10 protein-coding genes are annotated in these 12,606 nt (G+C 36.7%); 1 reads left to right on the top strand and 9 read right to left on the bottom strand.

Annotated features, from left to right (window positions below):
• Nucleotides 1-48 precede the first annotated feature (48 nt).
• From BAU28_RS06185 to BAU28_RS06225, 9 genes are all read right to left on the bottom strand, one after another.
• The gene (locus tag BAU28_RS06185; RefSeq protein WP_071718054.1) at nucleotides 49-1,902 is read right to left on the bottom strand and encodes a terpene cyclase/mutase family protein; all 1,854 of its coding nucleotides are present in this window, start codon (nucleotides 1,900-1,902) and stop codon (nucleotides 49-51) included.
• Nucleotides 1,903-2,004: 102 nt separating this feature from the next.
• A complete protein-coding gene (locus BAU28_RS06190) occupies nucleotides 2,005-2,430 on the bottom strand; it encodes a divergent PAP2 family protein (protein WP_071718055.1) in 426 nt (141 codons plus the stop codon).
• An 81-nt stretch (nucleotides 2,431-2,511) separates the two neighbouring features.
• On the bottom strand, nucleotides 2,512-3,453 hold the full coding sequence (rarD, locus tag BAU28_RS06195; RefSeq protein ID WP_071718058.1) for an EamA family transporter RarD: 942 nt from the start codon (nucleotides 3,451-3,453) through the stop codon (nucleotides 2,512-2,514).
• A gap of 105 nt (nucleotides 3,454-3,558) precedes the next feature.
• Nucleotides 3,559-3,807, bottom strand: coding sequence for a DUF1294 domain-containing protein (locus BAU28_RS06200; RefSeq protein WP_002172858.1), 249 nt, complete (start codon nucleotides 3,805-3,807; stop codon nucleotides 3,559-3,561).
• Nucleotides 3,808-3,926: 119 nt separating this feature from the next.
• Nucleotides 3,927-5,303 carry a branched-chain amino acid transporter BcaP gene (locus BAU28_RS06205; RefSeq protein WP_071718059.1) on the bottom strand — a complete coding sequence of 459 codons (1,377 nt, stop codon included), beginning with the start codon at nucleotides 5,301-5,303 and terminating at the stop codon, nucleotides 3,927-3,929.
• Nucleotides 5,304-5,818: 515 nt separating this feature from the next.
• The gene (locus tag BAU28_RS06210; RefSeq protein WP_002172860.1) at nucleotides 5,819-5,959 is read right to left on the bottom strand and encodes a hypothetical protein; all 141 of its coding nucleotides are present in this window, start codon (nucleotides 5,957-5,959) and stop codon (nucleotides 5,819-5,821) included.
• A 57-nt stretch (nucleotides 5,960-6,016) separates the two neighbouring features.
• The gene (locus tag BAU28_RS06215; RefSeq protein ID WP_071718061.1) at nucleotides 6,017-9,376 is read right to left on the bottom strand and encodes a tubulin-like doman-containing protein; all 3,360 of its coding nucleotides are present in this window, start codon (nucleotides 9,374-9,376) and stop codon (nucleotides 6,017-6,019) included.
• An 83-nt stretch (nucleotides 9,377-9,459) separates the two neighbouring features.
• Entirely contained in the window at nucleotides 9,460-11,559 is a 2,100-nt protein-coding gene (locus tag BAU28_RS06220; protein ID WP_071718062.1) for a vWA domain-containing protein, read from the bottom strand.
• A 273-nt stretch (nucleotides 11,560-11,832) separates the two neighbouring features.
• Nucleotides 11,833-12,168, bottom strand: coding sequence for a hypothetical protein (locus tag BAU28_RS06225; RefSeq protein ID WP_071718064.1), 336 nt, complete (start codon nucleotides 12,166-12,168; stop codon nucleotides 11,833-11,835).
• Nucleotides 12,169-12,304: 136 nt separating this feature from the next.
• Between BAU28_RS06225 and BAU28_RS06230 the strand changes: the two genes are divergently transcribed.
• Nucleotides 12,305-12,606, top strand: a 302-nt coding sequence (locus tag BAU28_RS06230; RefSeq protein WP_071718065.1) for a hypothetical protein, incomplete at its 3' end; no start/stop codon positions are given.

Genomic DNA, 12,606 nt, shown 5'->3' on the forward strand with positions numbered 1-12,606 from the left:
TCAACAGGGACCTACTACCCAAAAAATAAACCGAGGGCTACTCTCGGTTTATTTTTTATATTTTTTTATATAATGTGCCAAAGCAAGCAACGGGTATATGTGTCCGTAACTATGATAACGAATATAAAATCCCCCCGGTAACCCTGTACCAGTAGGATATTTTTCATTCATAGTAGGCTTCGTGAGCAAATATGAAATTCCTTTTCGAATAATCAGTGTTTCTTTATCATTGTAAGAAATGAGCGCATCAAGTGCCCAGGCCGTTTGTGACGACGTACTAAAGGGCAAAGAAATAAATCTTTTATCTACACTACTTTGACATGATTCTCCCCAACCTCCGTCTGCATGCTGTACATGCTCGAGCCATGATGCTGCTTTTTTTAATGACGCATGAGTCGAAGAAATTCCTAATGCACGTAAGCCTGTCATCGCTGCCCATGTACCATATATATAGCATATTCCCCATTTCCCATACCAGGATCCATTCTGTTCCTGTACATCCATTAGCCATTTTACAGCTTTCTTTTTTTGCTCCTCTGGCAATTCATTCGGCGCGTATGTGCCGAAAAATTCTAACACCCTACCTGTAATATCTGGTGTAGACGGATCTGTTATCATATCACTCGCGTTTTCAATCGGCAAATTTGCTAATATACGGCTCGTTACCCCTCGTTCAAAAGCTCCCCAGCCTCCATCACTGTTTTGTAATCCTTTTACCCATTCTACACCTCTTCCCCACGCACTATCTACTTTACCATTCCCTCTACTTCGTGCTAATGCTCTAAGAGCAGCTGTTGTATCGTCTACATCAGGAATCGTCGTATTAACATCTGAAAATCCCCAACCGCCAGCTACGAGTGAAGGTGCATGTACGCTCCAATCTACTTTTTTACTATGCTGTCTTTGCAATAAATACCCTGTCGCCCTTTGAATCATCTTATTTTCATTTGTAACATTGGCCTCTTGTAATGAATAGCTGAGTAAAGCGGTATCCCATACGGTAGAAGGAGAATTTTGCAAGTGACTCCCCCTTTCCATCTTACATGCATAAGACTTCAATCCTGTTACAGCCTTCTCAATAACAGGAGACTGAATAGAGTGTCCTAATGCAAGCAAAGCATAAATCATATAAAACGTAGCACTCGCGTAACTATACAAAGTTCCATTTTCATCAATACGTTCTTTCATAAAGCGCTCTACTTCTTCATATCCTTTATGGTGTAAAGAAAGCGGATATGATATTACCTTTTTCACATCACCTAAAAACGATTGAAACAGCGGAGACCGCTCCTCGCGAAACCATTGTCCACCCCCGCCAGCAATATGATTTAAATTTGGCAATAACTTTTTCTCTATACGAAATCTCTTATTCATACAAATCATCATCGGAATTAAATGTATCCGTGCTGAGCCGCTTAGCTCAAATATACTGAGGGGGGAGTCATCTTGTAAAAATAAGATCGGCGTTGGGAAGTGAAAAAGAGCAGGATAATCATATTCCCCGTGAATCGCTAATAAAAATTTCGTCATAAAATGAGCACGAGAAACTCCACCGCGTTCCTTTATAAACATTTCAGCTCGCCTCATATTCACATCTTCTTTTGAATACTTTCTTGAAGCAAGTAAAGCAACATATGCTTGAATCGTTGCGGATAAATTCCCTCCAGGCTCATCTTCATATAATTTCCATGTTCCTTCATTTGTTTGGAGAGATGCTAACCTTTTCACGAATGGTTCTATTTCATCATCTCGCCCTAACAATTTAAGTAAAAAAATCATATGACAATCCGTTAACGGAGCCCCTTCAAAACAAAATCTCCACGTTCCATCTTGCCTTTGCATCGTTTGAAGTGCAGTCGTTCTCCGCTCAATTTCGTCACGCACTTTGTCATATAGTAGCACTCTATTCACCCACCCTTTCTAAGTCCGTATACGATATTCGAAAAGCCAGCTAAATATGTATGAAAATAAAGAAAAGCAGAATGTGTGTAGTACACATTCTGCTTACAAACAATATCCAACCCCGACAACAATTCCTAATAGCGCCCCGACAACAACTTGATACGGTGTATGTCCAACGAGCTCATTTAACTTTTTATAATCTGTTTGCCTACCGTGAAAGAAATCATTCAATATTTTCGCTTGCTTACTTACCGCAAGTCTTACTCCTGAAGCATCATACATAACAATAATGGCAAAAATAGCGGCAACCGCAAACACCGAACTTTCCACTCCTTCTACAACTCCGACACCTGTAGCAAGTGCCGTAACAGTCGAGGCATGTGAACTCGGCATTCCACCTGAAGCGAAAAACTTTGCAAAATCAAACTCACCAGTTTTTACTAATTTAAAAACAACTTTCGTTAACTGCGCTAAAAACCAAGAAATTATAGCTGCCATAAGCGGATCATTATGTAAAATTGTTTCCATGTTTTTCAGCTCCTCACTGACTATAATGGAACTTCTATATAATTATAAGTATAAAGAAAAATGCGTAGAAAATACTACGCATTATGATACTTTTGCTGATTTATTTTTAACAAATTTCGGTTGTTTCTGTAGTAAAAACTTTGTTTTCGCTATCGAAAAGACAAATAAAGCAACCCATATACAGAAAAATGCAATCATATGAGTAGATGTGAAATGTTCACCAAAAACGAATACACCTAAAATTAAACTAATAGTCGGTGCAATATATTGTAAAAACCCTATCATATAGAGCGGAATAAGCTGTGCCCCTTTAGCGAAATAAAAGAGTGGTAATGCTGTGACAATACCTGCTCCTATTAAAAGAAACGTTGATGTAGCCGAAATGGAACCGAACGAACCAAAGCCATGCACTCCTGTCATAAACAAATAGATAAGCGCAAATGGCGTCACTATCATCGTTTCCATCGTAAGCCCAATTGTCGCGTCGTAATTTAATAATTTTTTTGTTAATCCATATAATCCAAATGAAAAAGCAAGTGAAAGAGAAACCCATGGAATAGCTCCGAAACGTACTGTTAAAATAACAACGCCTACTCCGGCTAAACCAACCGCAACATATTGCCAAAAATTAAGCTTCTCTTTTAAAACAACTGTACCAAGTAAAATACTTATAAGTGGATTAATATAATAACCAAGACTTGCTTCTATTACATGGTTATGATTTACGGCCCATATGTATACAAACCAGTTTCCACTAATGAGTACCGAAGCAATTATTAATGACATTAATAATTTAGGTCGTTTAAAAAGGGTCACTAACTCCCCACCAAACTGACGAAACCTCTTCGTTACTCCTAAAACTAACAACATAAAAACAAATGCCCAAACAATGCGGTGCGCTAAAATTTCGTCTGCCGGAACTTCCTCCACCCATTTCCAATAAATCGGAAGGACTCCCCACATCGTATACGCACCCGCCGCATATATAATCCCCTGCTTTTGTTGTGCTGTTTGACTCCCCATCTTCCTTGTTCTCCTCTTCTCTTTTTTTCTTCATTATAAGGTCTTACATGCTTACTTTACCAATATCCAATCTGCATTTCTTTCGACATTCCTCTTGCCAATCCCTTATATGTATAAAAACATGCCAACTGTTACAATAACGAGCACTGGAATACCGAAGACAAATTTACTTTTATGTGTCTTATGATGAAACATATACATACCAATCCAAGCTCCAACCGCTCCTCCAGCTGCAGCTGATAAAAACAACGTACTTTCTGGCGTTCTCCACTGTTTCTTCTTTGCTTTTCGCTTATCAAGCCCCATCATACTAAATGCTATAACGTTGATAATAATAAAATAAATCCATTTCATTTCTTTCTCTCCCTAAAAAAATTCGCTTTATGTTAACACGAAAATAAGGTGCACACAATTAAAAAATGGCTATAGGTTAAAAATAAACCTTTTTTAACCTACAACCATAATTTTAATGCTTACACTTTATTTCTAATATGACTATGTTTTTTTGCGTATATAAAATAGATAAAAATACCTACAATAACCCAAATTGCAAAACTGATTAAAGTGGTTTTAGAGAGATTTAATGCTAAATATAAACAACTTACTATCGCAAGTATAGGTAAGAATGGAACGAAAGGAGCACGGAACGGTCTTTTCAGATTAGGATGTGTCTTCCTTAATACAATTACAGCTATAGATACAAATATAAACGCTGTTATCGTTCCCACATTCACTAAATTTGCCAACAAATTCAAGTCCAATAAACCTGCTAATAAAGCCGCAAGAATACCCGTAATCCATGTATTAAAAAATGGTGTTTGAAAACGTTTATGAACGCTTGAAAATCTTTTTGGTAGCAAGCCATCTCGGCTCATCGAGTAAGATACTCGAACAAATGCAAACATAGCAACTAACAGTACTGTCGTTAAACCAGCTATCGCTCCAACTGATAATAGACCAGCAATTCTATCCTCTCCCACAATACGCAAAGCATATGCAACTGGATCAGCTACATTCAGATCCGTAAACGGAACCATTCCAGTTAACACGAATGAAACACCAACATAAAGAATCGTACAAATACATAAAGAGACAAGTAATCCAATTGGAACGTTACGTTGTGGGCGTTTCACTTCCTCTGCTGCTGTTGCAACTGCATCGAAACCTAAAAAGGCAAAAAATACAGTAGCGGCCCCTCCAATAACACCATGATATCCAAAAGGAAGAAACGGCTGCCAATTCTCTGGCTTTACATATTTCGCTCCTACAATAATAAATACTAAAATAACAGCCAGTTTAATAATAACCATTATATTATTTATACGTGCACTTTCTTTCACACCACGACTTAACAAAAATGTAACAACTAAAATAATAATAACCGCTGGTAAGTCAATAATTCCGCCATTCCCCATCCCTGGTGCTGAAGCAACGATTGCCGGAATATGAATATTAAACCCTAGTAGCAATGATTGGAAATAGGCTGACCATCCCGCCGCCACTGCAGAAGTAGCTAATAAGTACTCTAGCATTACACACCAGCCAACTATAAAAGCAAAAATCTCACCTAATGTCATATACGTATACGAATACACACTTCCTGAGACCGGGACTGTAGATGCAAATTCAGCATAACAAAAGGCTACACATACACATACAATTGCAGCTAACATAAAAGATAATACAATTGCTGGACCAGCATGTTTCGCTGCTACAATACCTGTTAAAACGAAAATTCCTGTACCGATAATTGCTCCAATTCCTAAAAGAGTTAGGTCAATTGCTCCTAAAGTTTGATTCAATACTTTTTTCTTTTCTTCATCCATTGCTTTCTTTATTAATAAACTCATTCGTAGAAACCTCTTTTTCAAAATTATCCCTTACTCATTACACTCTTTATTACTGTTGCTATTACACATTAATAATATTCATGCTTTACTATCACTCCCTATATAAACTCCACAAATTACACGCTTTAAAATCAGAAAAATCAATCTTCTAAAAACGCGCTTGTTAACAGGCATGTTTTTAGAAGATTGATTGAATTTATCACACGATTAATTATATTGTCAACAATATAATTAATTCACTTAAATTGAATAATTATAAATGTAATGATATCTCGAAATATAAAATACAATTTATAAACATTGTTATTTTCCATTTTTACACACTTTATATTATTTGAGAATTGATTTTTATACATCAAATTTAATGTAGATATTGCATACAACTACAATTAAACCAGATAATTCGTTATATTGAAATAATCACCTGGATTTATAGACTGATCAACTTTCCCACGCATTACACACAGTATTTTCACTAAAAAAAATAAAAAAGCGCAGATTTTCATCTGCACTTTTCATTCTTCCACTTTATTTTCTGCATTATTATTTTCGATGTGTTCCTTTTGAGCTTCTTCTTGCATCTCTGCTGAAATCATTCCATAATAAATTTCTGGATATAATCCAAATATTTGATATACACTTCCTAAAAACGGCATCGGAATCCCTCTTTTCTAAAGTTGTATTGCCATTCTTAAGGATTCCCTTTTCATTCATTATACATTCGTTTTTGGCACTTCTTCATCGTGAAGGTGTAATAAATTTTGCCATTTTTTATAAGGTGCACTATTTGGATCCACATACCCTTTCGCATACGAACGATCCCACAATTGTTTAATAAACATCTCTTTCTCTTTCTTCGCAACCATATCTGCACCCGTTCCGTAATAATTTTGGAAATACAGCTCAAGTTCATCAAGGAATAGCCTTAACAACTCGTCGGATGTTTCTTCTAGCGTCGGGTCATATTTTGCCTCACGGTCATACATTAAAATCATATCTAAAATATTATGGACGTGCTCTTTACGAAGCCATCTTATATCTTGGGCGCCTAATACAAATGCATGTGTATATAAATGTCCACCTTGTATCATAGCTTTTTCTTGTTCTTCTTCAAATCGTGACAAGATGTTTTCATAAATAAACGGATTATGGAGCAATGCTCTGTGCAATTTATAACTTTCGCTTGATATATTTTTCCCCATCGACTGGATTAAAAAGCTACGCCCGACACCGTTATATTGATACACGAACTGTCCATCAACAGCAACTAAACTAATCCAACGATACATATACGCGTATAGAAGAGCACGATTACACTTATCGTAGTCTAACTTCGTTTGTGTTGCATTCAAGTCTGGCATAAATGCTGGTAAGTGCCAATACTTATCTAAATGCGGCGTCAAACTAGACTTTTTACTATTTAATTTGTTCACACGGCGATAATACGATTGAAAGTAGTCACCTTTATCATTCATAAAACCATTTGCAATATGCCCAGATGAAAGCTTAGGAAAATCTTGTAACGATAATCCGTAATGGGCACGATAACAAATCACTTCAAATGGTGAAAATGCCTCGTTTACCGTATCTTTTTCTTTAAACATTTCTTGCAATAACTCTTCTTGCAATTCTTGTTTTAAAGAAGGGTGTACGCCCCAATATTGTAACTCTCTATGATGAGAAACTTTCGGAACGAACGGACTTGCTAAATGGAAAAGATCTTCAATTTTTTCACGAACGTATTCATCACGATCACGTTTCTTGAAATCTGCTTCTTTTCGCAATGCTTCAACGATATTAAGCTCTAATTTGTCACGATAGCGCACTTGAAGTTCGTCATAACAATAACTCAATATATGTTCACGATAGAAGTCTTCAACCTTTTTCGACTGAATTTCTTCAGTTTTTGCATCACGACAATATTCCCCGTACAAACTCATATAAATTTCTGCTGATATATCTTTCGGTAATACACCTAAATTTAAATGTTGCTGCATATCTTGCCAAATCTTTTCTTGCAATTTCTCTTCAGCTAACACATATACATTCGTCGGATTCGTTTTCCCTTCAAATTCTTTACTTCGCTTTTGAATTTCAAACAATAAATTTTCACGTGTTTCTTGTAAATTATCAAAGAATCTTTCCCAATATTGAATCATTTTATCAACCGCCTGATATAGCGATTGGTACACGAGTTCTAACAACATTTCTTTGCGATACTCACTTAATTTGTGTACATATTGCGTTACGATATCTTCAAATTCTTTTTTGAACAAACGCTGCTGATTATAAAACGTTTTCCCAAACCAACCTTGTTGCTGGGCAATTTCAACGCGGCGAACAGCCGTTACAGTTCCATCAATATTACTCACATTAAATTTCTTATCGTAGTTTTGAATTAAATTACGCTTTTGTTCATTATTTTCATGTAGTCGATTCATCTTCTCTACTAACTGCTTACGAATTTCATACAGCATGAAACGTGCTGCTACTGGATGAACAGGATCCGTTTTCTTTAAAAACCATGTATTTAATTGGTAAGACTGTCCCTCTGAGCCACTTGGTGTAAAGCGGTCTGATTCGATCATGTCATATAAAAGGGTAGTAACATGCTCATGTACACGGCTCGGAATCGCATAAGCATATAAACGAACCGCATGATCAACTCTCGCTACTTCACCCTTCATTTGTTCCATCATTTTAAGCTTCGCAGCCGATATTTTGCACTCATGCTGCAGGCGGTTTAATTCCTCATCTTTTTGCACTGTACGGTGTACATAACTCTCTACAGCATCTAAAAACAATTTTGATTTTGCAACACCGAGCTTTCCGCCCTCTGCCCCTTCACGCGTTTCATTGTACATTTGTCTATAAAAAATATGAGCTTGTTCTGGACGAGTAGCAAGATGTTCTAAATCTTCTAAATAACTTTTACCACGCTCCGGCTTTTCGCGCTGCATACCACGTTTTACATCTTGATCGTATCTTTGCTTCTTCTCTTGAAACAGTTGATCTAAATGAAGCCACGATTCATCTAAACCTTGCACCGCCCATTTTAATGCACAATATTTCAAAACATGCTCATACGGATAAATAAGTTTTGCCGTTCCTGCTCCGCAATATCTACCTTTCCCACTTGATTCTGCTAATTGCTGGATTTGATTATCTTCTTGTGCAAAATGATTTGTGGACATCGGACTAAATAACTGTAAATAAATCGTGTTTGCCATTTGCTCCATATAATCCGATAAATTGTGCAAATGGTGCCCATGTAAATTTTCATAATCATATAAGAAACAATAATTATACGGTAAATGATGCTGCTTAATCGTATGATTCGTTCTCCCATCTTCATCCACTTGATCAGGACGATATTCTAATTCAATCGTTACACCGCCGCGTTTTGATAATTCCCCAGTAGACCCGAGCGTAATAGCGTGCAGCTCTTTTAAAGATGCATAGCCGTTCGCTTGCACAGTTTCAAATTCTTTCGCACTAACCGTTCTCGTCTTAACTAAAACATCTGGCATTAAAAATGCACCACGTATTAAAATGTTATGATGCTGCAATTTTTTCCGAAGCATTTCACGTAAATATAATGCGATTTGTAAAAACATCCCTGAACCTGTTCCACCAGCTAGTGACGTTACAATAATAACTCGCACACCATATTCCGTCTGATCGCTTGTAACCGGAAAAATCTTCTCAATTTCTTGCCAAAAAGATGTCAGCTTATCTTCTTTCATCGCTGCACGTAGCGCTAACCGAGAGATAACCCGTAACTGTCCTGCTCCTTCTGTTAACGGTTTATCAAGTATAGTCGGGTCCATCGGGAACCATTCCGGAATCGTTGGATCTCCCGCAATATACTCTCTCGGTGTTTTACTCGAACTCGTTTGCGTCTTAAACTTCCGAATATGATCAAATTTACTCAATGTATTCACATCTGTATCAAATACATGCATCGCTACCTTTTTACGACGCTCCTCAGGTAACTTTTCATATATTTGGTGTGTGACAGTACTACCGATTCCACCTAAGCCAATTAAAATTGTTGGAACTTGTAATGTCATGTGAACCACCTTCCTATTCGTGCTTGTTTGAATAGAAGGATTAAGAGAGCCGAGCCTCCACCGCCCCTCTTATACCCCATCTACTATTCACATTCATACCGGTAAATTTCCTTACCATATCCTCTATCAATTATTAAAATTTCATTTGGATACAATGTTTTATGCTCCATTCCCACTTCTTCCTCTGTAATAAACATCCCGTCAATAATCATCCCAACTACTTGCGATTCTTTCGCTACAAATATAGATTTCGATCCTTTTTTCGCTATTAATGTTACAGATTGCACAGTCTTTCTTTCTGCTCGAAATGGAATGCCAAAATAGTGTTTCCACCATTTATTTCTAAGTAACTCAGGTTCAGATTGGTAAAGCCAATCTTTCGCCACTTCTTGATCCCATTCGTAATATAATAATGCTTTCCGGTGAAACCTCGGACGAACAATCCATCCTAAAATAATAATTCCTACTATGAAAAGTAATAACGTGATAGGAATTACACATTTAAAAATGAGCGCATACTTCTCAAAAAACGGTGCATTTTCAATGTGAAGTGAAATCTTTTCTTTTACTTCTTGTAATTTTGAATCATTGATCGTGATGGTAGCTTCTACGGTGCCTGTATCTGTAAAATTGAATGTGTCGGAGTAATAGGGACGAGGATAAACGTAAATTTGATTACCATGCTGTTTTAATTCGTAGTTAATCGATTGATTAGATGTGACACCAGTAGATTTTAATAGTTTCTTTACAGCCTCTTCTGTCATCGGTTTATCATCTAACTGGGGCTGTAAAATAAATGGTTTACTATTTTCTAAATTTGTTACTTTTTCTTCATAATCTTTCGTAACAGTTTGAAGTGATAATTTCTGTTTTTCAGCTGTATCAATTTTGAATTCTTTCGTCTGCCTATAAAATCCCTTTATATTCATATGAACTTTCCCGCGTACTAACTCTTTTCCAACTTTTATTTCGTAATAAAACACATGCCTTTTATCGTCCCACTTCATCGGATACTGCTTCCCGTCTATTTCTACTTCTGCTTCAAAATAAGAAGACTGAATTGGTAGCTCAGTAGGCTTTGCTTCAATAACTGCCGTTACACCTTCGTACATTTTCTCAACAGTTTTTCTATCTTTATCATCTTTGTCATACGTAGAAACAGTATAATTAAGTGCCGGTTCAACAAGTACTTGTAACCCTTCTTTCTCAATGTCTTGATCCACTTCTATCGTATATGTCCCTGGCTTAATCACTTCCTGATTCGCCGTACTTACATGCACTATATTTCCGAATAATTTAGCTTCTCCTGGCGCATGTATGGAAAAAGAAGATTGTAGCTGTAACGGTTTAGAGATTTGCACAACTTGATAGTTAGACAAAGAAGGCGATTGTCGTACAAGTGTCATACGCTTTAATGGAAACGGCGTTGTAATCTCCACTTTTTTTCCGGATATTTTCGTTTTCACAATCGATTCAACAGAAGAAAATGGATCGCGATTTGCAACTAATGCTGCCACTTGATTCACACTTTTTACAATACCATCCTCTCCACTAGATGGCATCGTAACACCATTTATCTCTTTCTTCCATATTTCTTTAAAAGTATTTAGCTGCTCTTTTTCTTGCTGTCCTAAATCTTCTTCCATCGTTATTAAGACTGGATGTAAAGAAATCTTTTTTAAGTCCATTTCTTTCCTAAACTGTGCTAACTTCTGTGTAATTTGTTCTTTTCCGCCAACCTTATCTTTTTCTAAGTCATTAAATGCCCCGTCAGTTAATACAATAAGCCAAAATTCACGTTTCCCATCTATATCCGCTTCCTTTTTTATTGATTGCATTGCCGTTTCTACTGCGCTAAACGGAGTATTTAAATACGTTTTCCACGCTCCAATTCCATCAATTTCTGTTTGCCTTTTATCCTTTGTTAAAGCAATATTTAGCGGATCGTTCGGTCGGCTCATTGGAACGTAAGAAAATTTATCTTTCTCGTCTAATAGTGCAACTAAACTTTGCAAAGCATAATTGGCATACTTCCAGCGATCGTTATTTCTCATGCTGCCCGAATCATCATATACAAGTGAAACGACCCTTTCCTTTGCCTCCTCTCCTTTTGCAAAAGTCCAAAAAGGATGTAACCATATAAATAGAAAAATCATGAATGTGGCACAAATTCGAATTTTCATGATGAGGCTTCGCCACCTTTGTAGACAAATTCCTATGTTTAAATTTATGAGAGGAAACAAGATATATGACTTGTATTTTAGGACAACAGTTCACAACAATAACATTATGTAAGAAAAGTTGAAATATCCCATTTTATATTTCGAGTTTTTTCCTTATTATATATCCGAAATAACACATAGCTTTCATACTTTTCCCCTTATAAATTTCACCATAAAGGTTTGATTTTCTACTCAATACAAAAAATAAAGAGCACGCTACTGCTAGCGCGCTCTTTATTTCTTCACATATACTTCAACAATCGGATTTTCCTTCTGATCTGCATGTAAACGTATATTCTCTTCACCCGCATTATAAATGCTAGCTAACAGCATAACCGTTAACAAATTAGGTATCTTCGCATCGCTTCCATATTTTCTTTCAAGTGCTTCCTTATATTCAAAATCTAAATCACCCTGCACATATGTATATACCTCAAAACCATCTTCCAAATTACTAACTACTGTATCTATAATATCCGCCCCTACTTGTTTCTTCATTTCACTTCGCAATGCTTCTATAAATTCTTCCCAAGGAACTTCGTACGTCTGAAATTGATCTGTAGATTTCATTTCATTTCCTCCTCACTATATATGCTGTTCATATATTTCCCCTTTTCTATAACAATTATAATAGGTAGGTCATTCATACAAGCCGCACTTGTCCCCCCTACATATCGTATTACTGTAATGCGAAGGAGGAAAGAACATGCATAGACAAAAATGTTATGATACATGCCAACGTTATTTCGGTAAAATGGTTCGAATTGAAGATTTTGATGGTCGTATCCATTTAGGAAAAATAATAGACGTGACAAATGATTCTGTTTGGATCGAGCCGGTACAAAGACGGTCATCTTTTGATACAGGATTTGGCTACAATGATGCATATCCAGACGGTGGTTGTGATATTTGTGGCGGTCTTAGTAGATGTGACAGCTGTGGCTTCGGATTTGGCGGTAGCTGGGGCGGCGATGGTTTCAGCGGTGGTTGCGGCGGTGGTGGTTGTGG

This window comes from Bacillus paramycoides (genome assembly GCF_001884235.1).
GTDB classification, from domain to species: Bacteria; Bacillota; Bacilli; order Bacillales; family Bacillaceae_G; genus Bacillus_A; species Bacillus_A paramycoides.